The sequence below is a fragment of the Paractinoplanes atraurantiacus genome, assembly GCF_900215205.1.
GTDB lineage: Bacteria > Actinomycetota > Actinomycetes > Mycobacteriales > Micromonosporaceae > Actinoplanes > Actinoplanes atraurantiacus.
The window spans coordinates 352,949-377,383 of the sequence record NZ_OBDY01000007.1; the positions used below are offsets into that span (position 1 = coordinate 352,949).

Genomic DNA, 24,435 nt, shown 5'->3' on the forward strand with positions numbered 1-24,435 from the left:
GGCCGGGGCTGTCGCCGTGAGGGCCACGGCAGCCGGCGCGGCCGGCCGGGGCACGAAGTCGGCCTCGCAGATCCTGTCCTCGGTCAAGACGTCCACGCTGGCGCCGCGCGCGGTCACCGCGTACGAGCCGCCGGGTGGCACGCCGCCGGCCGGCGTGAACTCGGTCGGGCGGGCCGACTACACCTTCACCCGCGACGGCCGGTCGCTGCCGACCCGGGTCTGGTATTCGGTCGGCACCGGCCCCTATCCGGTGCTCGTGTTCAGCCACGGCATGCTGTCGCAGCCCGACGACTACGCGGCGCTGCTGATCAGCTGGGCCCTGACCGGGGTCGTGGTGGCGGCGCCGCTCTATCCGCACACCTCGCTCGGCACGGCCTCGTTCAACGCGTACGACGTGGCCAACCAGCCCCTGGACGCCTCGCACGTGCTGACCGAGATCGCCCGGCAGGACAAGGTGGCCGGGCCCCTGCACGGGCGGATCGACGCCTCCCGGATGGCCGCGGCCGGCCACTCGGCGGGCGGCATCACCACCGCCGGCATGTTCAGCGCCTACCGCGACGAGCGCCTCAAGGCCGGCATCGTGCTGGCCGGCACCGACTTCCTGGCCACCCCGTTCGGCGGGCCGCCGGCCGCGATGCTGTTCGTGCACGGCCGCAAGGACGACACGGTCAGCTGGTCCGCCGGGCACACCGTCTTCGAAGCGGTGCCCTGGTCACGGGCCATGCTGTCGTTCACCGCCGGCGGCCACCAGACCAGCACGGCCGAGTTCCCGCTGCTCAGCGCGGCCGGGGCGCGTTTCCTGCGCTGGTCGCTGTACGGCGGCGTGCCCGCGCTGTCGGCCGGCGCGCTCGGCACCGTCGAGGATCAGCTCCAGGCGGCCCGGACCAGCGCCGGGTCGACCTCGTAGGGCGTGTAGAGCGAGATCCGGTCGACCAGCCCGCCGAACCGCTCCCGCAGGTTCTTACCGACGTCGCCCCCGACCGCGAACGTGTCCAGGACGTCATCGGTGATCAGGGCGGTCATCTCGGCCCAGGCCTGCCGCCGGGACAGGCCGTTGAGCTGATCGGCCAGCTCGCCCCAGCCGTGCTGCTCCAGCACCGGGCGGTAGGCCGGCGTGGACGCGTAGAACGCGATCTGCCCCTTCACCGCCTGCTCGGCTCGCGAACGGGCCGCCTCGTCGGCGCCGAGCACCACCATCGCCGACAGACCGAGCGAGAAGCCGTCCAGATCGCCGCCGCGCGCCTCCCGCAGCGCCGGGCGGGTGCGCTCCCGCAGATAGGCCGCACTGGTCAGCGGATGCACGAGCAACCCGTCGCCCACACGGCCGGCGACCCGCGTCATCCGCTCCCCCACGGCGGCGATCAAGATCGGAGGGTTTCCGTACGGGTTCTCGCCCGGGTCGAAGAAGTCGGTCATCAAGGTGTGCCGGTAGAACTCGCCCCGGAAGGCCAGACGATCGCCGGTCGCCCAGGAGTGCCAGATCGCGCGGACCGCCCGCACGAACTCCTCCATGCGCGCGGCCGGCCGGCCCCACGGCATCGCGAAGCGGCGCTCGATGTGCGGCTGCACCTGCGAGCCCAGCCCCAGCTGGAACCGGCCGGACGAGATGAGCTGCAGGTCGTTGGCGAGCACGGCCACACTCATCGGGTTGCGGGCGAAGGCCACCGCGATCGCCGACTGCAGGGTGATCCGCTCGGTCGCCCGCGCGGCCAGGGTCAGCGCCGGGAAGACGTCGTGGCGCGTCTCGGCCGCGCCGAACCCGTCGTACCCGTCCCGCTCCGCCGCGACCGCGGCCGCCTCCACCTGAAGGGGCGTGGCCGCGACGTCGGCGGCGAAGTCAACCAGCATGATCTGTTCATAGCACCTGGGACCGGATCCAGCTCACACAGGCCTTGTCGACCACCGCGAACGGCACGCCGTACGCGTCCCGGGCAGCCTGGTCGTACTCGTTGTCCTGAGTCAGCACCAGCCGTACGAAAGTGAACAGCTTGCGCTCGCCGTAGCGCTGGGCCATGCAGTCGACCGCGAAGTGGCTCAGCCCGTAGAAGGCGTCACCGGCCCGGTCCGGCGCGTCCGGCCCCGGCTTGACCGGCACCATCGACCGCGGCGCGGCGGCCCGCAGCTGCCACCGCACACTGTCGCGGCGCAGGCTCCGGGCGGCCGTCCGCGGCGACCAGCCGATGTATTCGGCGATGCCCTCGGACAGCCAGGTGTCGGCGGCCGCGTCGGCCCGGTAGGCGCCGGACAGCGTGACGACATGACCCAGCTCGTGCTGCAGGGCGACCCGCAGGAACTGCGGGTCGCCCTCGAGCTTGCTCATCCGCAGGACCACGTCGGTCGCGTACATGTTCAACGGCACGGCCAGCCCGACCGCCCAGTCGTTCTCCTCGCCGCCGTACCAGGACCGCCACTGCGGATCGCCGGCCAGATAGATCCGGTAACGCGCCTGCGGGGTGCCCATCAGCGCCGCGAACCGGTCGTCGGCGCGGGCGGCGGCCTCGGCCACCGGCAACAGCCGGGCCAGGTGGGCACGCTCGGCCGGCGCGGCCAGCAAAGTCACCCGCGAACCACGCAGCACGGCCAGATCGCCGTTCTCCCACGGCGCCGGATGACGCGGGTGCGGCTCCGACGCGGGGGTGACGGTGCTGATGACGTACCGCTGACCCAAGGGTTTGAGAATGAGTCTCTGCTCGACGCGCGGGGGCTGCTGCCAATGCGGGCCCGGACGGCCCGGGCACATGTCGGTGCCGAGGCAGTACGCGATCTCCACCCGGAACTCCACGGCCGACCGGTCACCGCCGACCGGACGGCCGACCCCCGGCTCGTAGTCGAACCGCGTCACCTCGAGGGCCCGCAACGACCGGAACATGGCCCGGTAGCGCTTGTGCAGCGGCGGGGCGACAGCGGCCAGCCAGGCCCGCTCGTCGCCGCTCAGCAGCGCCGCCGACTGCTCACGCAGCGAACCCACGGCCCGCTCGTAAGGCTCCGGCGGCCGCGGCGGCACCGCACCGGCCGCGATCGCGGCCTGCTCCGGATCGGGCCGCGACGTGACGACACCCAGCGTCAGAAGGAGCACACCGGCAGCGATGCACGCGGTGAAGGCGGCTCGGCTGCGGGTCTGGCTCATGCCTGGGATCAAAGCAGATGGCGGGCACGGACATCTATACCGGCCACATGACATCACCGCCATGCCGCCATCGCTCACCCCTGAGGGCGATGCTGTTCTCCCCAGCCCCACGGCAGCGGGGTGCCGGCTTCTCCTTCCTCCGCCTCATGATCCGCTTCACGCCGTCCTGGGTGAAGTCACGGCCGTTGCCGCCGGCGGCGGCGCGGTCCTCATCGGCCGGCGGTGAGGTGCCGCCTACCGTAGGTCTGAGCAGCCGCTCTCGCCCGGCCGCCGCGGAGAGGCGCGGGCGGCTGTCGTTGGCGGCCTGCTCAGAACCCGGGCCGGTCGCCCGCCCACAGAGCCCGCCCACAGAGCCCGCCCGCAGAGCCCGCCCACCCTAGGGGGAGCCGCCCGATGCCATTGTCGCGGAGGAGCGGGCGGTTGCGGGGATCACCTGTGGACAAGCGCCGAGTGTGGACAAGGGCGGGCGAGGGGCGATCTTGTGCTAGGCGCCGCTGCCGAAGAGGGGCAAAGGGAGGCTCAGAACCTTGACCGTCCAGCGGTGGGAAACCGGGCAGCGCCTTTGGACGGCTGTATCGCGGGCGAGGGTCAGGCATTTGCCGCTGTGGACGTTCTGGATGCGGGCGGTCTCGCCGGTCGAGTCGCGCAGGCGCCACAGCCGCGAGTCGTGGCCGTCGCAGGTGTAGAGGTCGGCTCGTGCGTTGTCCCTCGTGCCGGCGCCGATGATCGACAGGCATTTGCCGGTGGCTACGTTGAGGACCTGGAGGGCGCCGCCGGTGTCCGTGGTCGGGCGCAGGCGCCAGCGGAAGGCCTCGCCGCGGCCGCACGGCTTCGCCACCAGGGCGGTGGTCAGGCATTGCCGGCTGGCCGCGTTGATCACCTGGAATTCGAGCCCGATCAGGTCGACCGGCCCGGGAGCGACTGGGGCGGCCTGCGCCGCGGATGCCGGGACCGAAAGGCAGACTGACAAGGCGGTGCTCAGGGCAAGGGCAGCGACAGTGAAACGCATATTGCCCACTTTATAGGTATTTGTCTGGTTCTTCTGGGAGGTGGGTGTGCGCGTCGAGTTCGGTGTCCTGGGGCCGGTCACTGCTTGGTCAGTGTCGCCGGAGAAGACCTCGGGTACGCCGATCGCGCTCAAAGGGCCGGCCCATCGCGCCGTGCTGGCTCGGCTCATTGTGGCCCGCGGGCGGGTCGTGCCGGTCGGTCACCTCGTCGACGATCTGTGGCCGGTTGCGGCGCCGGAGGGTGCGGTCGCGGCCGTCCGGACCTTCGTCGCGGCTCTGCGCCGGGCCCTGGAGCCGGACCGGCCCCGCCGGGCGCCGGCCTCGCTGCTGGTCACCGAGGGGCCGGGGTACGCGCTGCGGGCCGAGGCCGGCAGCGTGGACGCGTGGCGCTTCGAGCGGGTCGCCGACGGGCCGCTGAGCGAGGAGGCGCTGACCGCCGCCCTCCGATGGTGGCGCGGGCCCGCCTACGCCGACTTTCCCGAGGCGCCCTGGGCGCGCGCCGACCGGGCCCGCCTCGCCGAGTTGCGGCTGCGGGCGGTGGAGCGCCTCGCCGAGGCCCGCCTCGCCGCCGGGCGGGCGGCGGCGGCCATCGCCGACCTGGACGCCCACGTCACCGAGCATTCCTGGCGTGAGGAGGCCTGGCGTCTTCTCGCCCTGGCGCTCTACCAGGCTGACCGGCAAGGGGACGCCCTCGCCGTTCTTCGCCAGGCCCGCGGGCAGTTGGTCGACCGGCTCGGCATCGACCCGGGCCCGGCCCTGCGCCGCCTCGAGAGCGACATCCTCCGGCAATCCCCCATCCCGCTGGGGACGGCCGGACGACAGCCGGCGGCCGCCGGGGAAGTCTGGGCCGAGGTCACCGCCGACTACGACCGGCTGGTCGCCTCGGGGGCCCGGGCCCGCCTCGACTCCACGGTCGGGCTTCTGCGGGGGCTCGCCGTCACCGGTGGGGGTGGGCTGGTCGCGGCGCGGCGGCATCGGGTCGCGGCCATCGCGGCGGCCGAGGAGCTCGGGGATCCGGCGCTGACCGCGAAAGTCATCGGCTCGTACGACGTGCCGGCCATCTGGACCCGCTCGGACGACCCGGTCCAGGCGGCCGGCATCGTCGCCGCCGCCGAGCGGGCCCTCGCCCTGCTGCCGCCGGAGGACGCCGCCGCCCGGGCCCGGCTGCTGGCCACCATCGCCGTCGAGTCGCGGGGTGTCCGTGACGAGCGGGTCCGCGACTGTGCCCTCGAGGCCGAGCGGCTCGCGCGAGGGCTGGACGATCCGGGGCTGCTCGCCTTCGCGCTCAACGGCGTCTTCATGCAGAGCTGCCACCGCACGGGCCTGGCCCCCGAACGGGACGCCATCGGCGCCGAGCTGATCACCCTCGCCGCGGCGCACGGGCTTGTCACCGCCGAAGTGCTCGGCCACCTGATCCGGCTTCAGGCCCGCTCGGCGCTGGGCGACTTCCCCTCGGCCGACACCCATGCCGGCGCCGCCGACCGGCTGGCCGCGCGGCACGAGCTGCCTCTGGTCGCCGTCTTCACGACCTGGTACCGCGCGCTGCGCCGGGCCGCCGGCGGCGCGCCCCTCCCCGTGGCCGAGGCGGCCTACCGGCGGGCGGCGGAACGACTCGACGGCGCCGGCATGCCCGGCCTCGAGGAAGGACTTCTGCCGCTCGCCGTCCTGTGCCTGCGTGTCTGGCGGGGCGAGCCCGCACCCACCGACGACTACGGGCCGTACGAACCGTGGGCCCGCCCGCTCGTGCTGATCGCGAACGGGCGTACCACCGAAGCTCTTGAAGCCTTGAGAGCCGCCCCCGACCCGCCGCCCGGACTGCTCGCCGAAGCTCTCTGGTGCCTGCTCGGGAGCGCCGCCCGGACCCTGGGCGACCGGCCCGCGCTCGAACGAGTCCGTGCCGCGCTGGCCCCCGCCGCCGGGGAGATCGCCGGCGCGGCCAGCGGCCTGATCACGGCGGGACCGGTCGCGGACTACACCTCCGTGCCGGTGTAGAACGCGTACGTCCGGTCGGCCCGCGCCTGCGCCGCCTCCGGGTCGTCGCCCTGAGCGACCGACGCCGCCGCCCACGCGTCGGTGCTCAGCCGCATGAACGTCTGACCCTCGACGGTGGTGTGCCAGTCCTGCATGGTCGACGGGTCGGGCGCGTTCGCCGGGTCGCTGATGTAGCCGGCCAGCCCGAACAGCCCGAGGTCCCAGCCGACGCCGGTGGCGCCGGGCCCGTACACGTCCCAGAACTGGTCCTCCACATGCGCCACGTGCTCGAGGGTGAAGCGGGCGCCGTCGCCCTCCGCGCTCAGCCGCACCTCGATCCAGCTGACCTGGCCGCCGAACTCCCACGTCGCGTCGTAGCCGTTCGGCTTGTCGCAGCGGGAGATCGTGCCGCTGGCGTTGCCGGTCAGCTCGTAGCGGCCGCCCTCCTTGAGCTCGCCCGCGATCGGCAGGAACCAGCGCGGGATCCGCTCGGCGCTCGTGACGACCTCCCACAGGTCGTCGACGTCCGTGTCGTACACCTGGCTGATCGTCATGACGCGGGCCTCACCCGCCTCCAGGACGCGGCTTCCGAGCGTGCGGCGTACCTGGCTGATCTGTTCCTTGACGTCCACCTTCGGTCCTTTCCTGAGGTTGCTCGCCGGAGAGCCGGCGCTGTCTTTTGCCGCGCGCCACCTCGGTGGCCATGGCGGCCAGATGAGGAGCCCAGAACCTTCGAAACCGCGACAGCCACGCGTCGGCCTCGCGCAGCGCGGTGTCGTCCACCGCGTACAGCCGGCGGGCCCCCTCGGGGCGCACCGTCGCGAAGCCGTTGTCCCGCAACACCTTCAGGTGCTGCGAGACCGCGGGCTGGGAGATGCCGAACTCGGCCTGGACCACCTGGGTGATCGCCCCGGACGACTGCTCACCCTCGGCGAGCAGCTCCAGGATCCGCCGGCGGACCGGGTCACCGAGGACATCGAACGCGTGCACGAGACGTACGTTATCAGTCGGGTCTTATATAAGCCAGGTCTTAGGGACCGGCGATTCTCGCGGTGGCCGAAAACGATCTCCTGCGGCATGCTGGCCGGGACGGAAGGAGGGCGCGACGTGCCCGACGTGCGTGCCAACGGCATCGACCTGCGCTACGAGACGGTCGGCGACCCGGCCGAGGAGGCCCTGCTGCTCGTGATGGGCCTGGGCGCGCAGCTGATCGACTGGCCCGTCGAGTTCTGCGAGGGCCTGGCCGCCCGCGGCTTCCACGTGATCCTGTTCGACAACCGCGACGCCGGCCTGTCCACGTCCTTCGACGGCGCCGCGGCCGTCCCCTACCTCCTCGAGGACATGGCCGCCGACACCGCCGCCCTGCTCAAGGCCCTCGGCGTCGAGAAGGCCCACGTCGTCGGCGCCTCCATGGGCGGCATGATCGCCCAGCAGCTGACGATCGACCACCCCGGCCTGGTGGCCAGCCTCTGCTCCATCATGTCCACCACCGGCGACCGGTCGGTGGGCCGGTCCACTCCCGAGGCCGCCGCCGCGCTGGCCCGCCCGCCCGCGACGACCCGGGACGAGATCATCGCCGGCGCCGCCGCGACCTCCCGCGTGATCGGCTCCCCCGCCTACCCGGCGAGCGACGAGTGGCTCCGGAAGCGGGCCGCCGCCAAGTTCGACCGCGCCTTCAACCCGGCCGGCACCCAGCGCCAGTACGCCGCGATCGTCGCCTCCCCCGATCGCACCCCGGGCCTGCGCCAGGTCACCGTCCCCACGCTGGTCATCCACGGCGCCGCCGACCCTCTGATCGACGTCAGCGGCGGCCGCGCCACGGCCGCCGCCGTCCCCGGCGCCGAGCTCCTCGTCATCGAGGGCATGGGCCACGATCTCCCTCAGCCGCTCTGGCCCACGATCATCGACGCTATCGCCGAGAACTGTTCAAGAACGTCCTGATGTCGTCGACGAGCAGGCCGGGCGCTTCCATGGCGAGGAAGTGCCCGCCCCGGCTCAGCTCGGTCCAGTGCACGATGTGGTGATCCCGCTCGGCCCACGGCCGGATCGTGGCGTCGTGACCGGACACCAGCACGCCGGTCGGCACGGTGCCACGCCCGCCGCTGCCCGGCTCGCCGCCCGCGGAGAACTCCTCGTAGTAGATCTGGGCGGCGGAGGCGGCGGTGCCCGTCAGCCAGTAGACCGACACCTCGGTGAGGATGCGGTCGAGGTCGATGCTGTCCTCCGGCAGCCCCTCCACCGGGTCGGTGTGCTCCTTGAAGATCTCCAGCATCCAGGCGAGCTGACCGGCCGGTGAGTCGGTCAGGGCGTACCCCACGGTCTGCGGGCGTTTGCTGTTGCACTGCAGGTAGGCGTCGTTGTAGTTCCGCATGCGCAGCCAGCGTCGCTGATCGGCCTCGCTGAGACCGTCCGTCTCCCCGGGGGTGGTGACCAGCGCGGTGAGGTGCACACCGGCCACCCGAAGAGGGTCGTGCCGGCCCACCTTGGCGCCGATCCAGGCGCCCCAGTCGTAGCCGTGCACGCCGTACCGGTCATATCCGAGCCGGTCCATCAGCGACGCCAGGATCCGGGCGACCCGGTCCGCGCTCATCCCCGGACCGGCCAGCGGGGTGGAGAACCCGAACCCCGGCAGCGACGGGATCACCAGATGGAACGACTCGGACAGCGGCCCGATGACGTCGAGGAAGTCCACCACGCTGCCGGGCCAGCCGTGCAGCAGCAGCAACGGCAAGGCGTCCGGGTCGGGCGAGGGCACGTGCAGGAAGTGCACGTTCTGCCCGTCGATCGTGGTCAGGTGCTGCGGGTACCGGTTGAGCGCCGCCTCCTGCACCCGCCAGTCGAAGCCGGTGCGCCAGTAGTCGGCGACCTTACGCAGGTAGTCGACCGGAACTCCGCGGCTCCAGCCGACCCCGGGCAGCTCCTCCGGCCATCGGGTGCCGGCCAGGCGGGACTTCAGGTCGTCGAGCTGCGACTGCGCGATGTCGATGCGGAACGGGCGAAGAGTCATGCCGGTCACGCTAGGAAGTGATCAGGCCAAAACCTGACCTCGGAGGTACGGAATTCTCAACGGGCCCGACCGCAAGGCGCGGCCACCACCGAGGGGCCTACTCTCGCTGCGACTCGAGGCCGTAAGCCGCTTCCGGCCATGTGGTCAGAACGGACCGGTCGGCCCAGTGCATGCGGTATTTGCCGGGCGTGCCGACGAGGTTGGCCGGATCGCCGGCCGGCGGGGAGGCGAATGCGGACTCGACGCGCCGCCCGCCGCGGGCTTCGTAGAAGGACTGCGCAGCCGTGTTCTGGTGAAGGACCCAGAGGTACAGGGCATCTGTCGTGGCGGCCCGGGCGGCCGCAGTGAGCAGACGGGTGCCGAGACCCTGACGTTTCGCAGCCTGGACGACGTGCAGGTTGTCCACCAGGCTCCCCCACCGCGGGTCGTGGCCGAGCCGAACGTGCACGAAACCGATCAGCTCGCCGCCCGCCTCGGCCACGATCGTCGGATCCGTCGAGGGCCGGGCGAAGTGACCCGACCAGTAGGCGAGCCGGTTGGCGGCGACGTCGCCGTCGAGAAAAGCGTCGGAGTAGGCCCCCCGGTAGTGCCGCCGCCAACTGTCAGCGTGCAGAGCGGCGATCCGGCCGGCGTCGGCCGCCGTGGCTTGGCGCAGGAGCATGGGACGTCACCCTAGCCGAGGATGCGGGAGGATCGATGCGTGATCACCCGGGAACGCGCGATCGAGGTGGTGACGGAACAGCTCGCAGTCATGCGGCGCACCGAGAGCCGAATTCCCGAGCTGGCCATCACCACGGCCGGGCGTGTGGGAGAACCTCGGGCAGATTTACCAGGAACATGTAAAGGGGATCAAGCCGCCGGACCCGCTGCTCGACGCCGTCCGCGAGGTGCTGGCGGCCGACGGTGCCGTGGCCGCCATGCGGCACCTTCGGAAGCGGGCGCCCCTGCTGGGACTGGCGGAGGTCAAGACGTACGTCGAAGCGCTGCGGGCCGGGCGGGCGCCGGACGAGGAGCTCGCGGAGCGGGCCCGGCCGGCGCCCGAGTGGGTGCCGCCGCGGATCGAGACGATCGCGAGGTAGGATTTCGCGCGCAGGGCGTTGATGGGGACGAGTACGGCCGTAGGCAGCCAGGAGCGACCCGGGGTTGGTGTGAGCCCGGGGGTGAGCACGGCCCGAATATCACCCCGGAGCCGCCGGAGGAAAAGCCTCGTACAGGGGCCCAGTAGAGCCGGCCGCAAGCACCTCGAGTGGGCCGGGGATTCCCGGTCAAGGAGGGTGGTACCGCGGGGCCCGTCAAGGCCTCGTCCCTCCGTTGGAAGCTGAACTTATCCGACGGAGGAACACGATGTACCGCCAGGTGCCGGCCCAGGTCGACCTGCCCGCGCTCGACCACGACGTTCTCGCCTTCTGGCGGGACAAGGACGTCTTCCACCGCAGCCTCGCGCAGTCCGCGGGGCGGCCCGAATGGGTCTTCTACGAGGGTCCGCCGACCGCCAACGGCATGCCGGGAGCCCACCACATCGAGGCCCGCGTCTTCAAGGACGTGTTCCCGCGCTACCGCACCATGAAGGGCTACCACGTGGCCCGCAAGGCCGGCTGGGACTGCCACGGCCTGCCGGTGGAGCTCGCGGTCGAGAAGGAGATGGGCTTCAACGGCAAGCTCGACATCGAGAAGTTCGGGGTGGCCGAGTTCAACGAGCGCTGCCGCGCCTCGGTGACCCGGCACACGGACGCGTTCGCCGAGCTCACCGAGCGGATGGGCTACTGGGTCGACCTGGACGACGCGTACCGGACCATGGACCCGGGCTACATCGAGTCGGTGTGGTGGTCGCTCAAGCAGATCTTCGACAAGGGCCTGCTGGTCGAGGACTTCCGGGTGGCGCCGTGGTGCCCGCGCGACCAGACGACGCTGTCGGACCACGAGCTGGCCCAGGGCTACGAGACCGACGTCGACCCGGCCGTGTACGTGCTCTTCCCGCTGACCGGCGGGCCGTTGGCCGGTAAGGCGAGCCTGCTCGTGTGGACGACCACGCCGTGGACGCTGGTGTCCAACACCGCGGTCGCGGTCAACCCCGACGTGAGCTACGTGGTGGTCACCGACGGCGAAGCGCAGCTGGTCGTGGCCGAGCAGCTCATCCCCGAGGGCTGGACCCCGACGGGCGAGAGCTTCACCGGGCGCGAGATGGAGCGCTGGACCTACACGCCGCCGTTCGACCTGGTCGAGGTGCCGGACGCGCACTACGTGATCCTGGCCGGCTACGTGACGACCGACAGCGGCACCGGGCTGGTGCACCAGTCGCCGGCGTTCGGCGCGGACGACCTGGCCAGCTGCCGGGCGTACGGGCTGCCGATGGTCAACCCGGTGCGCCTGGACGGGACCTTCGAGGAGGGCCTTCCGCTGGTCGGTAGGCTTTTCTTCCGTACGGCCAATGAGCCTTTGGTCAAAGAGCTCCGCGACAAGGGTCTGCTGTTCCGTAAGGACGACTACGAGCACCAGTACCCGCACTGCTGGCGCTGCCACACCGCGCTGATCTACTACGCGCAGCCGTCCTGGTACATCCGGACGACGGCGGTGCGCGACGAGATGATCCGCGAGAACGAGAAGACGAACTGGCAGCCGGCCACGGTCAAGCACGGCCGTTACGGCGACTGGCTGAACAACAACGTCGACTGGGCCCTCTCCCGCAAGCGCTACTGGGGCACTCCCCTGCCGATCTGGCGCTGCGCTCAGGGCCACCTCACCTGTGTCGGCTCCCTGGCCGAGCTCTCCGAGCTGAGCAAGTCGGATCTGTCGGGTCTGGACCCGCACCGGCCGTTCATCGACGCCGTGACGTTCGACTGCCCGTCGTGCGGTGCGGAAGCGACCCGCGTGGAGGAGGTCATCGACGCCTGGTACGACTCCGGGTCGATGCCGTTCGCGCAGTTCGGCTACCCGTTCAAAAACCAGGAGGTCTTCGAGAAGAGCTTCCCGGCGCAGTTCATCTCCGAGGCCATCGACCAGACCCGCGGCTGGTTCTACACGCTGATGGCGGTCGGCACGCTCGTGTTCGACAAGTCGCCGTACGAGAACGTGGTCTGCCTGGGTCACATCCTGGCCGAGGACGGCCGCAAGATGTCCAAGCACCTCGGCAACATCCTCGAGCCGATCCCGCTGATGGACACGCACGGCGCCGACGCGGTCCGCTGGTTCATGGCCGCCGTCGGCTCGCCCTGGTCGGCCCGGCGCGTCGGCAACACGACGTTGCAGGAGGTCGTGCGCAAGACCCTGCTGACGTACTGGAACACCGTCGCCTTCCAGGCGCTTTACGGCCGTACGGCCAAGTGGTCGCCCTCTTCTTCCGATCCGGCGCCCGCCGACCGCCCGGTGCTCGACCGCTGGGTGCTCTCCGAGCTGAACGAGCTGGTCCGCCGGGTCGACGCCGCCCTCGAGGCCTTCGACACCCAGGAGGCGGGCAAGCTGCTGGCCGCCTTCGTCGACGACCTGTCCAACTGGTACGTGCGCCGCAGCCGCCGCCGTTTCTGGCGCGGCGACCCGGCCGCGCTGGCCACCCTGCATGAGGCGCTGCGCACCGTCACGCTGCTGATGGCCCCGCTCACCCCGTTCATCACCGAGCGCGTCTGGCAGGACCTGGTCGTCGCGGTCGACCCGTCGTCGCCGGACTCGGTGCACCTGGCGTCCTTCCCCGTCGCCGACACGGCGCTGATCGACCCGTCGCTCTCCGAGCACGTGGCCACCACCCGCCGCCTGGTCGAGCTGGGCCGGGCCGCCCGCGCCGAGTCCGGCATGAAGGTCCGCCAGCCGCTGTCCCGGGCGCTGGCCTCGGCGCCCGGCTTCGCCTCGCTGCCCGCCGATCTCCTGGCGGAGATCGCGGCGGAGCTCAACGTGGGCACGGTCGAGGCGGTCGCCGGCTCGTTCGTGGACACCACGGCAAAGGCCAATTTCCGTACGCTCGGCAAGCGTTTCGGTAAGCGCGTGCAGGAGGTGGCCAAGGCGGTGGCGGCCGCCGACGCCGCGGCCCTGTCGAACGACCTGCGCTCCGCCGGCACGACCACGGTCGACGTCGACGGCGAGCAGGTCACCCTCACCCCCGACGAGGTCTTCATCACCGAGACCCCGCGCGAGGGCTGGGCCGTGGCCTCCGACTCGGGCGCGACGGTCGCCCTCGACCTGCACCTGACCGACGCCCTGCGCCGGGCCGGCCTGGCCCGCGACGCGATCCGCCAGATCCAGGAGGCCCGCAAGACCTCCGGCCTGGACGTCTCGGACCGCATCGACCTGCGCTACGCCACCGATTCGGAGGAGACCGCGCAGGCTTTGACCGAGCACAGCGCCCTGGTCGCCGACGAGGTCCTGGCCGTCTCGTACTCCGCCGACAAGCCCGACTGGCCCGGCACGTTCACCGACGAGTCCCTCGGCCTGACGTTCTGGCTCCGCAAGGCCGCCCAGTAGCCTCTGGCGGCGGGGACTTCCACGTCCCCGCCGCCATTCATCATCCTGCGCTTCTGCGCATGAGCCGAGACCGGCCCACCTGCTCGGTGAAACCCCAACGGTGATAGAACGCCATCATCTCGGGCTGACAGACCAGTTCGACGCTGGCGACGCCGGCCAGGCACGGATGCCCCAGCACGGACTCCATGATCAGCGCCCCCAGACCCGCGCCACGGAGATCGGCCGCCACGACGACATCCAGGATCACCGCCAGGTACGTCTCATCGGTCAGCGCCCGGGCGAACCCGGCGAGCCGCCCGCTCCGCCGCTCGGTCACCGCCACGACGACGTCCGACCGGGCGAGCATCCGGCGTGTGTCGTCCTCCGTACGATCCGCCGCCCACCATGCCGCTCCGAACAACGCGACCAGATCCGCCACCGGCACCCCTGCGGCATCGTGCGAGATCTGCCACGAACCCTCCACCGCGCCAGCGTCCCAAACCTTCGCAACGTACTCGCCTAGACGAAGGCCGCCGGACCTTTTCGGGGTGCTTTCACATGGCGGATATGAATCTTCGAAGCGGCTCCGCGGCCCCGAAATCTGTCGTACGTGTGTACGAATATGGTCGCATGTTGGCCGACCTACAGCACCTGAATCAGGACGCGGCGGAGCTCGCTACGGCACCGTTGTGGCCGCTGCCCGACGGTGAGATCACCGACTCGCTAGTGACAGTCCATCGCTGCGGGCAGGTCCTGGCGGTCCTGCTGGCCCAGTTGGCCCACCAGGCCACGACCCGCGGCCTACCACGGGCGCAGGGCCATGCCACCACCGCCCGATGGCTCCGCGAGCTTCTCCACATCGACCCGGCGCCGGCGAAGGAGACGGCCGAACGGGGCGCCCTGCTGGCCCGCCACCCCACACTGGAACAGGCCGTTCTCGACGGCCGAATCGACCTGCGCCACGCCGGCGTGATCGCCTCGACCGTCGAGAGCATCCCCGAGACCCTCGCCGACTTCGACGACGTCGGCCTCGCCGAGGCGGCCGAGCTCGCCGAGAAAGCGCAGGACACGATGATCGGCATGGCGGCCCGGTTGGCGGCTTTCCAACTGCGCAAAGCCGGCGACCGCATTCTCGCGCACGTCGCCCCGCACCTGGCCGATCAGGCCGAGGAGGCCAGGCTGGCTCGCCAGGAGGCCCGCGCCCACCGCCGCCGCGGCTTCACCCTGTCCCTACCGGTCGACGGGGTGGTCCGGCTGTCCGGTCAACTCGACACGGAGAGTGCCGCCATCCTGCAAGCCGCCTTGCACCCGCTCTGCAAACCCATCACCGGCGACGACCGGACGCCCGCCCAGCGCCGTGCCGACGCCCTCGTGGACATCTGCAAGCTGGCGCTGCGCACCACCGAACTGCCGGAGGACGGCGGAGAGCCGCCCCAGGTCGCGGTCACGATCCCCTATCAGCCACTCACCCGGACTCTGGGCACCGCCACCACCGACACCGGTGAGCGGCTCTCGGCCACCACCGCCCGGCGAATGGCCTGCGACGCCCGCCTCCTGCCCGTCGTCCTCGGCGGCGAGGGGCAGGTCCTCGACCTCGGCCGCACCCGGCGGCTGGCCAGCGGATCGCTGCGCCGGGCCTTGCACATCCGCGACCGTGGATGCGCGTTCCCGTCGTGCGATCGGCCGCCGCGATGGACCGACTGTCACCACCTCGTCGGCTGGAACGACGGAGGTCCGACATCGCTCGACAATCTGGTCCTTCTCTGCCGCCGTCACCATCGCCTGGTCCACCATCCGACCATGGGATGGCAGATCCGCCTCGGTCCCGACGGCCACCCCGACTTCATCCCGCCACCGACGATCGACCCCGACCGGCGACCCCGCCGCAACCAGTTTCACCATCGTCCGCAGGAAGCCCCCGCTGCCGGCCCGTCTCCGGCCGCGGTGGAGCTTCTCGAAGGTTCCGCACCACCCAAGAGCCCCACGCCGATGCCCCGCTGACCGAACTCGGCCGATTGCGGCTGGCGGGTTGTGTCGTGGATGACGGCTGGCCGTTGCGCCGTACCGCTAACCGGTTCCAGGTCGCCGTGACGACCGCGAAACGGTGGCCGAGCGCTATCGGCCCGAAGGCGCCACCGGCATGTCCGACCGGTCCAGCCGACCGCACCACAGCCCGAACCGCATCCCAGCCCGAACAGCCAGGGCGCATGCTGCGGTGTGAACAGCGCTACTTGTCCGTGTCGATTCCTCAAGATCACGGTATTGTTGCTGACGCAAATAGTCTGTGTCTGAGGGAAACGGGACCGCTGTGAGTGATCTGAATCTGTTGGTGATCGTGGCCAGCACGCGGCCGGGGCGGATCGGGCCCAAGGTGGCCGACTGGTTCGTGGACGAGGCCAAGGCGCACGGCGGGTTCCAGGTGAACGTGGCCGACCTGGCCGAGGAGAGCCTGCCCCTGCTGGACGAGCCGCACCACCCCCGGATGCGCAACTACCAGCACGACCACACCAAGCGGTGGAGCGAGAAGGTCGACGCGGCCGACGCCTTCGTCTTCGTCATGCCGGAGTACAACTACGGCATCTCGGCGCCGCTCAAGAACGCCATCGACTACCTGCACCAGGAGTGGGCGTACAAGGCGGCCAGCGTGGTCAGCTACGGCGGCGTCTCGGCCGGCACGCGTTCCGCGCTCGGGCTGCAGGTCCCGGCGTACCCCCTCAAGCTTTTCGTGGTTCCCGAGTCGGTGAACATCCCGTTCGTGGGCAACTTCCTCGTCGACGGGCAGATCCAGCCGAACGAGACCATGCGCAACGCCGCCACGGCCGTCCTCGACGAGCTGGGACGGGTCGCGGCGGCGCTCAAGCCGCTGCGCAGCAGGTAACGACGACTATCCAGCGACCTCGAAGAGGTTGTTGAGCTGGTCGTTCAGGGATGTCAGGGACGACACCGGGGCGTCGCCGATGTAGACGGCGTCCATCCGGGGGATCATCAGCGCGGTGATGTCGGCCGCGTTGGTGGTCACCGGGAACAGGAACGTCGTCTTCTGCTGAACCTGGTCGGTGAACGGCGTGACGTCCAGGCCACGCTTCTCCTTGTTGAATTTCACCGCCAGCGCGGTGCCGGAGGGGCGGGCCGGGAAGACCACGCCGGACTCGCCGATGATGTTCTGGCACTCGGCGCCCGACATGAATTTCACCCACTTGGCGGCCTGGGAAGGCTGCTTCGACAGCGTGGTGATCGAGTCGGCCAGGCCGTTGAACATCGAGGCCCGCTTGCCGGACGGGCCGATCGGGGTCGGCGCGATGCCGATCTTCAGCTTGGTGCCCGCGGCGTCGGTCAGGTTCGTGTACGTCGAGATCTTCCACGAGCCGTCCAGGGCCATGGCGGCCAGGCCGGACTGGATCTCCTTGTCGGGGCCGATCGGGTTGTTGCCGCCGATCTCGGCGAACGACGGCATGTAGCCCTTGCGGGCCAGCCCGAAGTACCAGTCCAGGGTCTGCTGGAAGACCGGCTGGTCCAGGTTGAAGTGCGTCCCCCACGGGTTCTTGTCGGTGGCCTGCCAGCCGGCGCTGCCGGTGAACGCCGACCACTGGGTCTGGCCCCAGCCTGCGCCACCGGCACCGTCGGAGCCGAAGCCGTACTGCTGGACGTTGTTCTTGTCGAAGCCGGCCTCGTCGCCGCGGATGCCGTTCTTGTCGACGGTCAGGTGCGCGATGGTCTTCTCGAAGGTGCCACCGTCCTGCGGGTTCCACGTCAGATTCTGCAGCGACGCCGGGTCGATGCCCGCGTCGGCGACGGCCGCCGGGTCGTAGAACATCGCGATCGTGTCCCAGTCCTTCGGCGACCCGTACCGCTTGCCGTCCTGCCCCTTCCAGAGCTCGGCCAGCCCTTCCTGGTAGTCGCCGTCGTTGATGTCGCTGGTGGCCTCCAAGGAGTCGAGCGGCCGGAGCACGCCCAGGTCGGCGAACTGCGCGAACTTGGCCAGGTGGTCGGTGAACACGTCGGGCGCGGTGTCCGCGATGAAGCCGGCGGTCAGTTTGGACCAGTACACGTCCCATCCGTACTGGGAAATCCTGACCTTGAGCCCTGGGTTCTGCGCGGCGAACGCGTCGGCGCACTTCTGATAGCCGGGTTGCTGCCCCGAATCCCACAGCCAGTAGTCGATGGTTCCGCCGCCGCTGCTGGTGGCGGCGGTGTCCTCGCCGCTCCAGCCGCAGCCGGCCACGAGAGTCACGGAGGCGGCAAGCGCCAGTAAGCGTCTCATTTGATACCACTGAATCCGATCGAGTTGACGATCCGCTTGGCGAAGACGAAGAAGAGCACCAGCATGGGCAGGGCCGCGACCAGGGTGGCCGCCATCAGGCCGGACCAGTCCGGGCCGGTCTGCGGGGTCTGCGACTTGAAGACGCCCAGCGCCACGGTCAGCACCCGCGAACGGTCGGTGTAGCTGACCATCAGCGGCCAGAAGTACTCGTTCCACGAGGTGATGTAGGTCAGGATGGCCAGCGTCGCGATCGGCGCCGACGACATCGGCAGGATCAGGCGGAAGAAGACCCGCACCTTGGAGGCGCCCTCGACCAGGGCCGCCTCCTCGACCTCGCGGGAGATGCCGAGGAAGAACTGGCGCAGGAAGAAGACCGCGAACGGGGTCATCAGCATGGTCGGCAGCGAGATGCCGAGCAGCGTGTCGACCAGACCCAGTTCCTTGATCAGTACGAAGTTGGGCAGCAGCGTGAAGATGGCCGGGATCATCAGTCCGGCCAGGAAGAAGCCGAAGACCTTCTCGCGGTGCCGCCATTGCAGGCGGGCGAAGGCGTACGCGGCCATGGCGCTGAAGAAGACCTGCCCGGCCGTGATGAGCGTGGAGACGATGACCGAGTTGGCCAGGTAGTGCCAGAAGTCGATGGGCTGGCCGGCGCCGCCCGCGTCGAGCGCCTCCTGCCCGGTCTGCAGGCCGAAGACCCGCTGGAAGCCGCCGAGCGACGGGTCGACCGGCAGCAGGCTGTCCGATCCCGCGTACAGGGCGTTGTTGCTCGACAGAGCGGTGCGCAGCATCCAGTAGAAGGGAAACAGCGAGGCCAGGATCACCAGGATCATGAAGACCCAGGCGAGAAAGCGGCCGACGTTGACAGATCGGCGCGGAATGTCCATTTTGTCGCGCGTAAGAGCTGGAGCGGCCGTGGTAGTGGTGGCCATGGAGAACCTCCTCAGGCCAGGTCGGACGAGGACGCCCGGGTCAGCCGGTACTGAAGGAAAGTGATGACCACGAGGACGACCAGCAGGCCGACCGACATGGCCGAGGCGTAGCCGAACTGGAAGCGGCCGAACGCCATGTCGTAGATGTAGTACTGCAGCACCCGCGAGGAGTCGACCGGGCCGCCGCGGGTGGTGATGGCGACCGTGTCGAAGACCTGGAACGAGCCGACCACCGTGATGATCAGGACCAGGGCCAGGATCGGGCGCAGCAGGGGCAGGGTGATCCGCCGGAACATGGTGAGCTCGGACGCGCCGTCCATGCGCCCCGCCTCGTACATGGACTCGGGAATGGTCTGCAGTCCCGCGAAGATCAGCAGGGCGGTGTAGCCGACGTGGCGCCACACGTTGATGACGGCGATGGTCGGGATGACCCAGGCGCTGTCGGCCAGGAAGGCGATGCGGTCGAGGCCGATCAGCGCGAGCACCTGGTTGCCGATGCCCAGCTGGTAATCGAGGATCCAAAGAAAGATCAAAGCCGCGACGACATTCGAGACCAGGTACGGGGTGAGCACTATGCCCCGCAACCACGTGCGCTTGGTGAGCCGCTGCATCATCACGGCTATCCCCAGCGCCAGCGCGGTCTGCAGCGCGATGTTGATCACGACGTAGTAGACGGTCACCTTGAGCGCGTTCCAGAAGACGGGGTCCTGGACCATGCGTACGTAGTTGTCGAGCCCCGTCCATTCCGGCGGGGTCAGCAGGTTGAACTTGGTGAAGCTCAGGTAGATGCCGCGCAGTGTCGGCCACAGCAGGAAAACCACGAAGCCGATGAGCGCGGGGGCGATGAAGAGGATGGCGAGTTTTGTGTCGTCGGCACGTCTCTTTCGTACGGGGGTGACGGTAGCCATGGGGGGTCGACTCCTAGGTCATAGGGCATCCGCTCGGTAGAGCACGACGGTGTCGGGGTGCACGCGCGGGCTCGCCACGCCCGCGTGCTCGAGAACCGCCCCGCTGAGAGTGAGGTCGCCGTCCCACCACAGTGGTGGGTGATCGGCCGTGTGCAGGGGCTGGAGCCGGTAGAGCCGGTGCGGGTCGAGGCCGCGGAACCGCAGCGGCGCCGGCGGATCGGGGTACGGGCTGGCCATCGTCACCATGGCGATGATCGCCCGGGATCGGTCGGGCGCGACGACGCCGTGCACGAGGATGTCGTCGCCGTAGCCGTCCATGCGGACGAGGTCGCCGCCCAGGAGCAGGTCGCGCTCGTCCTTGAACAGCTCGATCCAGCGCCGGAGCTCGGCGAGCTGATCTTCCGGCGCCTGCCTCAGGTCCCATTCGATGCCGAGGTGGCCGAAGATCGCCGTCCCGGCCCGGAAGGACAGGTCGTGCCGGCGCCCGGTGGTGTGGGAGCGGCCGGAGGCGATGTGCGAGCCGAGGAACTCCGGCGGCACGAGCTGGGTCGTCCAGCGGAGCATGTGCTGGCGGTCGTGGGGGTCGATGTTGTCGGAGACCCAGACCCGGTCCGTACGCTCGAGGACCTCCAGATCGACCCGGGCCCCGCCGGACGAGCACGACTCGATCTCCAGCGTGGGGTTGGCCGCCCGGATCTCGTCGAGCAGCCGGTAGAAGGCGCGGGTCTGCGCGTGCACGCCAGGCTCCCCGCCGGGCCGGGTGCCGGCGTCGATCAGGTCGCGGTTGTGGTCCCACTTGATGTAGTCGATCGGATATTCGGCGAGGATCGCCAGGATCGCGTCTCTGATGTGCGCATAGGCCTCCGGGATGCCGAGGTTGAGCACCTGCTGGGTGCGCGACTCGACCGGCAGGTCTGGGCGTGCCGCCATGATCCATTCGGGGTGGGCGCGGGCCAGGTCGGAGTCCGGGTTGACCATCTCGGGCTCGAACCAGAGGCCGAACTGCATGCCGAGCTCCCGGACCCGGGAGATCAGCGGATGCAACCCTTCGGGCCACACGTCGGGCGAGACGACCCAGTCGCCGAGACCCGAGGTGTCGTCACGGCGCGAGCCGAACCAGCCGTCGTCAAGCACGTAGCGTTCGACACCGGCAGTCGCGGCCAGTGACGCCAGCTCGGTGAGGCGGCCGAGGTCGTGGTCGAAGTAGACCGCCTCCCACACGTTCATGGTCACCGGCCGCCGCGGGCCGACCGGCCGGGTGCGGGCCCGCAGGTGCCGGTGGAACCGCCGGGCGACCTCGTCCAGGCCCACGCCGAAACCGCCGTAGACCCAGGGACTGGTGTACGCCTCGCCGCGCGCCAGCCGGACCTCGCCCGGCAGCAGCAGCTCGCCGCCGCCGATCCGCTGCTCGCCGGTGAAGACCCGCTCCGCGTAGTGGGTGTGGTTGCCGCTCCAGGCGGTGTGTACCGCCCAGACGCGGCCGGTCTCGAAGCCGAAGCCGGGGGTGCCGGCGTGCAGCAGATAGGCACTGTCGGCGCCGGTGCGGCCCTTGCGGTTCTCCCGCAGGTGCAGCCCGGTGCGCAGCGGCGACCGCTGCGGTACCCGCTCCAGGTTGTGCCGGCCCGCGAAGTCGAGCAGCTCGGTCGCCTCGGCCGGCAGCGGATAGGACAGGACAAGGTCATTGAGGGTGTACGGGTCGTCGTGCTCATTACGGACGGTGGCGCGCTGCCGGGCCAGCCCCGAGGGCAGTAACTCGATCTCGAGACGCAGCGTGAGGCCGGCCCACTCGTCGGTGGCCTCGTGGACGAACGGGCCGGTCGTCACCGCGTACGGCCGGAACGAGGGTGACCAGCCGCGGCCCGACGCCGAACCGCTCAGGCCCGGGCGGCCGGTCCAGCCGGTGCGGTGCTCGGGGAGGACGGCGACGCGCGGGACCGGCTCGATGTTGTTGGTGGCCACGACCGGCTGTGACGCGCGCAGGAGGGCGGCCAGCCGCGTGTCGTCGAGCGCGGGCAGCTCCGGCCCCCAGTAGGCGATCACCGGCAGGCCCGGCCCGGAGGCATCGACGATCAAGGTCACCCCGGCCTCGGTGAGAGCGACGACGTCCTGCACCCCTGTACCGCCTGTCTCCGAGTGCTAAATCGATGAAACCGAGATTGCTGGGAGATAAAGGGCGTGTCAACCCTTGCCATAGCGCAAAAAACCAGATATCGGACTTCTCCGGATCGTACGGTTAACGGGTGGCTCGTGGGTTCTTCGTCAACCTCAGCGTCCAGCTGAAGATCATCATCGTGTCGGCCGTCGGGGTCGTGATGGCCGCCGTGGTGGGCCTGCTGGCCCTGGTCGCGCTCGGCGACGCCGCCGACTCGGCCGCGCACATCCACGAGGTCAACGTCGAGAACGTGGCCGAGGTGGCCGCCCTGGAGGCCGCGCTCGGCGTGGCCCGCGTCGACCTGGCCAACCAGCTGGTCTCCCGCGACGACGCCACGACGGCCAAGTACACGGCCAAGTTCTCCGACGACGTCGAGGTCTTCGAGGCCGCCCTCGACGCGTACAAGGACGGCAGCCCCGCCGCGACCGCCGCCGAGATCGCCGCGCTGGAGGCGTTCTGGGCCACGTACCTCGAGCTGGCCACCACCAAGCAGCTGGCCAACGGCGCGCGCAAGGACTACACCGCGTGGCAGACGGTCCGCGACACCGAGATCACCCCGCTGCTGGCCGACCTCACCGAGACCATCGACGACCTGGGCGCCGCCGAGCAGGCCGAGGCGGCCGCCTCCGCGTCCCACGCCCGCGACGGCTACAACCAGAACCGGGTCGAGACCATCCTGCTCGTCGTCGTCGGCGGCGGCGCCGCGCTCGGGCTGGGCGTCGTCATCGCCCGCGGCATCGTGCGCTCGCTCAACCGGGTCCGCGCGGTCTGCGAGAGCCTGGCCGCCGGCGACCTGACCCGCACCACGGGCCTGGTGTCGGCCGACGAGCCGGGCCGGATGGGCCGCGCCCTCGACGAGGCGCTGCTCAAGCTGCGCGGCACCGTCTCGACCATCGACAGCTCGGCGATCCAGCTGGCCGGCGCCAGCGAGGAGATGAACGGCGTCGCCCAGCAGATCGCCGCGTCCGCCGAACAGACGTCGGTCCAGGCGCAGACAGTGTCGGCCGCGGCCGAGGAGATCTCCCGCAGCGTCGACTCGGTGTCGGCCGGCAGCGAGCAGATGGGCGCCGCGATCCGCGAGATCTCCCAGAACGCCAGCGAGGCCGCCCAGGTCGCCGGCGAGGCGGTGGGCCTGGCCGAGACCACGTCGGGCCGCATGAACCAGCTCGGCGAGTCGTCGTCGGAGATCGGCGACGTGATCCGCACGATCACCTCGATCGCCGAGCAGACCAACCTGCTGGCCCTGAACGCCACCATCGAGGCGGCCCGGGCGGGAGACGCGGGCAAGGGTTTCGCGGTCGTCGCCTCCGAGGTGAAGGACCTGGCCCAGGAGACGGCCCGCGCCACCGAGGACATCTCCCGCCGCGTCGAGGCGATCCAGACCGACGCGGGCGGCGCCGTGACGGCCATCGAGGAGATCACCCGCGTGATCGCCCGCATCAGCGACTTCCAGACCACGATCGCCTCGGCCGTGGAGGAGCAGACAGCGACCACAGCCGAGATGAACCGCAGCGTCAACGAGGCCGCCACCGGCACGAACGAGATCGCCCAGAACATCACGGGCGTCGCCGAGGCGGCCCGCCTGACCACGGAGGGTGTGCAACAGTCGCAGCAGGCCACGAACGAACTGGCCCGCATGTCGGCCGAGCTGACAAACTTGGTGCAGACCTTCCGGTATTAATGACCGATGCAGCTGAAGATCGGCCACTGGACAGGCGACGGCACCGGGGTCACGGTGATCGTCCCACCGCCGGGCACGATCGCCTCGGGCGAGGTCCGGGGCGGGGCGCCGGCCACCCGCGAGTTCGCCCTCCTCGACCCGGCCCGCCTGGTGGACCGGGTGGACGCGGTGGTCCTGTCCGGCGGCTCGGCGCTGGGCCTGGCCGCGGGCGACGGCGTGGCCCGGGCCTTGTGGGAAGAGGGCGTAGGCTTCCCCACCCCGTTCGGAGCAGTCCCGATCGTGGTGGGAATGTCCATCTTCGACGCTTCCGTGTCCGGCACGCCCCCAACGGCGGCGGACGGCCGCGCCGCGCTCAAGGCCGCGACATCAGACCTGGTGGAGGGCCGCATCGGCGCCGGCACGGGCGCCACGGTGGGCAAGTGGCGGGGCGGCTTCTCCCCCGGCGGCCTGGGCATGGCCCACGGCACCACCGGCGAGGCCTCCGTGCTGGTGATCGCGGTGGTCAACGCCTGGGGCGACGTGATCGCCCCGAACGGCGACGTCCTGAACCCCGCCCCCGACCCTTCCTCGCCTCCCGTCCCCCGCTTGGGCATGACGAACACGACGTTGGCCGTGGTAGCAACCGACGCCCGCCTGACCAAGACAGACTGCTTCCTGCTGGCCCAGAGCGGCCACACGGGCTACGCCCGCGCCCTGCACCCCGCCCACTCCCGCTACGACGGCGACGCCGTGGTAGCCCTGTCCACCGGCAAGAAGGACACCGACCTGGACCTCCTACGTGCCACAGCCACCGAGGTAACCGCCGAAGCCATCCGCCGAGCACTCCCCACAACCTGACCCGACACCCCCACCCCGCCCCTGCCCCACGCCCGACCCCGCCCCGCCCGTCTCGCTGCCTCGCGCCCAGCCTCCGCACTGCCTCGCGCCGCCCTGCCTCGCGCCGCCCTGCCTCGCGCCGCCC

At 70.7% G+C, this 24,435-nt stretch carries 21 protein-coding genes and 1 pseudogene; 10 read left to right on the top strand and 12 right to left on the bottom strand.

Annotation, left to right across the window (positions count from 1 at the left end):
* Positions 1-16 precede the first annotated feature (16 nt).
* Positions 17-907, top strand: coding sequence for an alpha/beta hydrolase family protein (locus CRP55_RS19485; RefSeq protein ID WP_097321507.1), 891 nt, complete (start codon positions 17-19; stop codon positions 905-907).
* Here the strand turns inward: CRP55_RS19485 and CRP55_RS19490 are convergent.
* The 3 genes from CRP55_RS19490 to CRP55_RS19500 form a co-directional block, all read right to left on the bottom strand.
* The gene (locus CRP55_RS19490) at positions 865-1,848 is read right to left on the bottom strand and encodes a TIGR03617 family F420-dependent LLM class oxidoreductase (RefSeq protein WP_097321508.1); all 984 of its coding nucleotides are present in this window, start codon (positions 1,846-1,848) and stop codon (positions 865-867) included. The two genes, CRP55_RS19485 and CRP55_RS19490, sit on opposite strands and share 43 nt — an antisense overlap.
* A 7-nt stretch (positions 1,849-1,855) precedes the next feature.
* The gene (locus tag CRP55_RS19495) at positions 1,856-3,127 is read right to left on the bottom strand and encodes a hypothetical protein (protein ID WP_097321509.1); all 1,272 of its coding nucleotides are present in this window, start codon (positions 3,125-3,127) and stop codon (positions 1,856-1,858) included.
* 484 nt (positions 3,128-3,611) lie between these two features.
* Complete coding sequence (locus CRP55_RS19500) at positions 3,612-4,136, bottom strand: RICIN domain-containing protein (RefSeq protein ID WP_097321510.1); 525 nt, start codon at positions 4,134-4,136, stop codon at positions 3,612-3,614.
* Between the two features lie 46 nt (positions 4,137-4,182).
* On the opposite strand from CRP55_RS19500, the gene CRP55_RS19505 reads away from it, so the two are divergent.
* The gene (locus CRP55_RS19505) at positions 4,183-6,126 is read left to right on the top strand and encodes an AfsR/SARP family transcriptional regulator (protein ID WP_097321511.1); all 1,944 of its coding nucleotides are present in this window, start codon (positions 4,183-4,185) and stop codon (positions 6,124-6,126) included.
* Here CRP55_RS19505 and CRP55_RS19510 read toward each other — a convergent pair.
* Positions 6,105-6,737 carry an SRPBCC family protein gene (locus tag CRP55_RS19510; protein WP_245923170.1) on the bottom strand — a complete coding sequence of 211 codons (633 nt, stop codon included), beginning with the start codon at positions 6,735-6,737 and terminating at the stop codon, positions 6,105-6,107. The genes CRP55_RS19505 and CRP55_RS19510 overlap by 22 nt on opposite strands.
* Positions 6,670-7,095 carry an ArsR/SmtB family transcription factor gene (locus CRP55_RS19515; protein WP_097321512.1) on the bottom strand — a complete coding sequence of 142 codons (426 nt, stop codon included), beginning with the start codon at positions 7,093-7,095 and terminating at the stop codon, positions 6,670-6,672. Before CRP55_RS19515 ends, CRP55_RS19510 begins: the two co-directional genes overlap by 68 nt.
* Positions 7,096-7,212: 117 nt before the next feature.
* On the opposite strand from CRP55_RS19515, the gene CRP55_RS19520 reads away from it, so the two are divergent.
* The gene (locus CRP55_RS19520) at positions 7,213-8,046 is read left to right on the top strand and encodes an alpha/beta fold hydrolase (RefSeq protein ID WP_097321556.1); all 834 of its coding nucleotides are present in this window, start codon (positions 7,213-7,215) and stop codon (positions 8,044-8,046) included.
* Here CRP55_RS19520 and CRP55_RS19525 read toward each other — a convergent pair.
* Positions 8,015-9,112 (bottom strand): epoxide hydrolase family protein, encoded by a 1,098-nt coding sequence (locus CRP55_RS19525; RefSeq protein WP_097321557.1) that lies wholly within the window; start codon positions 9,110-9,112, stop codon positions 8,015-8,017. The genes CRP55_RS19520 and CRP55_RS19525 overlap by 32 nt on opposite strands.
* A gap of 97 nt (positions 9,113-9,209) precedes the next feature.
* Positions 9,210-9,773: a GNAT family N-acetyltransferase gene (locus tag CRP55_RS19530; protein WP_097321513.1), complete on the bottom strand. Its 564-nt coding sequence runs from the start codon at positions 9,771-9,773 to the stop codon at positions 9,210-9,212.
* Between the two features lie 142 nt (positions 9,774-9,915).
* Between CRP55_RS19530 and CRP55_RS19535 the strand changes: the two genes are divergently transcribed.
* The gene (locus CRP55_RS19535; protein ID WP_097321514.1) at positions 9,916-10,191 is read left to right on the top strand and encodes a hypothetical protein; all 276 of its coding nucleotides are present in this window, start codon (positions 9,916-9,918) and stop codon (positions 10,189-10,191) included.
* Positions 10,192-10,456: 265 nt separating this feature from the next.
* Positions 10,457-13,561, top strand: a complete 3,105-nt coding sequence (gene ileS, locus CRP55_RS19540; RefSeq protein ID WP_097321515.1) for an isoleucine--tRNA ligase — start codon at positions 10,457-10,459, stop codon at positions 13,559-13,561.
* 40 nt (positions 13,562-13,601) lie between these two features.
* On the opposite strand, the gene CRP55_RS19545 is transcribed toward ileS, so the two are convergent.
* Positions 13,602-14,024, bottom strand: a complete 423-nt coding sequence (locus CRP55_RS19545) for a GNAT family N-acetyltransferase (RefSeq protein ID WP_097321516.1) — start codon at positions 14,022-14,024, stop codon at positions 13,602-13,604.
* A 146-nt stretch (positions 14,025-14,170) separates the two neighbouring features.
* Between CRP55_RS19545 and CRP55_RS19550 the strand changes: the two genes are divergently transcribed.
* The 3 genes and pseudogenes from CRP55_RS19550 to CRP55_RS19560 all read left to right on the top strand — a co-directional run bounded on the left by CRP55_RS19550 (position 14,171) and on the right by CRP55_RS19560 (position 16,418).
* Positions 14,171-15,541 carry an HNH endonuclease signature motif containing protein gene (locus CRP55_RS19550; protein ID WP_097321517.1) on the top strand — a complete coding sequence of 457 codons (1,371 nt, stop codon included), beginning with the start codon at positions 14,171-14,173 and terminating at the stop codon, positions 15,539-15,541.
* Positions 15,538-15,743: pseudogene (locus CRP55_RS19555) on the top strand (leucine zipper domain-containing protein); the annotation flags it as partial. The gene CRP55_RS19550 and the pseudogene CRP55_RS19555, both read left to right, overlap by 4 nt.
* 105 nt (positions 15,744-15,848) lie before the next feature.
* Complete coding sequence (locus tag CRP55_RS19560) at positions 15,849-16,418, top strand: NADPH-dependent FMN reductase (RefSeq protein ID WP_097321518.1); 570 nt, start codon at positions 15,849-15,851, stop codon at positions 16,416-16,418.
* Between the two features lie 6 nt (positions 16,419-16,424).
* Here CRP55_RS19560 and CRP55_RS19565 read toward each other — a convergent pair whose 3' ends face one another.
* The 4 genes from CRP55_RS19565 to CRP55_RS19580 are packed head-to-tail and all read right to left on the bottom strand — an operon-like array spanning position 16,425 to position 21,753.
* Positions 16,425-17,801, bottom strand: a complete 1,377-nt coding sequence (locus tag CRP55_RS19565) for an ABC transporter substrate-binding protein (protein ID WP_097321519.1) — start codon at positions 17,799-17,801, stop codon at positions 16,425-16,427.
* On the bottom strand, positions 17,798-18,733 hold the full coding sequence (locus tag CRP55_RS19570; protein WP_245923172.1) for a carbohydrate ABC transporter permease: 936 nt from the start codon (positions 18,731-18,733) through the stop codon (positions 17,798-17,800). Before CRP55_RS19570 ends, CRP55_RS19565 begins: the two co-directional genes overlap by 4 nt.
* A gap of 11 nt (positions 18,734-18,744) precedes the next feature.
* A complete protein-coding gene (locus tag CRP55_RS19575) occupies positions 18,745-19,641 on the bottom strand; it encodes a carbohydrate ABC transporter permease (RefSeq protein ID WP_097321521.1) in 897 nt (298 codons plus the stop codon).
* A gap of 18 nt (positions 19,642-19,659) precedes the next feature.
* Positions 19,660-21,753: an alpha-galactosidase gene (locus CRP55_RS19580; RefSeq protein ID WP_218854627.1), complete on the bottom strand. Its 2,094-nt coding sequence runs from the start codon at positions 21,751-21,753 to the stop codon at positions 19,660-19,662.
* Positions 21,754-21,881: 128 nt separating this feature from the next.
* On the opposite strand from CRP55_RS19580, the gene CRP55_RS19585 reads away from it, so the two are divergent.
* Together CRP55_RS19585 and CRP55_RS19590 are read left to right on the top strand one after the other, a co-directional pair.
* Positions 21,882-23,474: a methyl-accepting chemotaxis protein gene (locus tag CRP55_RS19585; protein ID WP_245923174.1), complete on the top strand. Its 1,593-nt coding sequence runs from the start codon at positions 21,882-21,884 to the stop codon at positions 23,472-23,474.
* Positions 23,475-23,480: 6 nt separating this feature from the next.
* Entirely contained in the window at positions 23,481-24,311 is an 831-nt protein-coding gene (locus CRP55_RS19590) for a P1 family peptidase (RefSeq protein ID WP_097321522.1), read from the top strand.
* Positions 24,312-24,435: the final 124 nt, after the last annotated feature.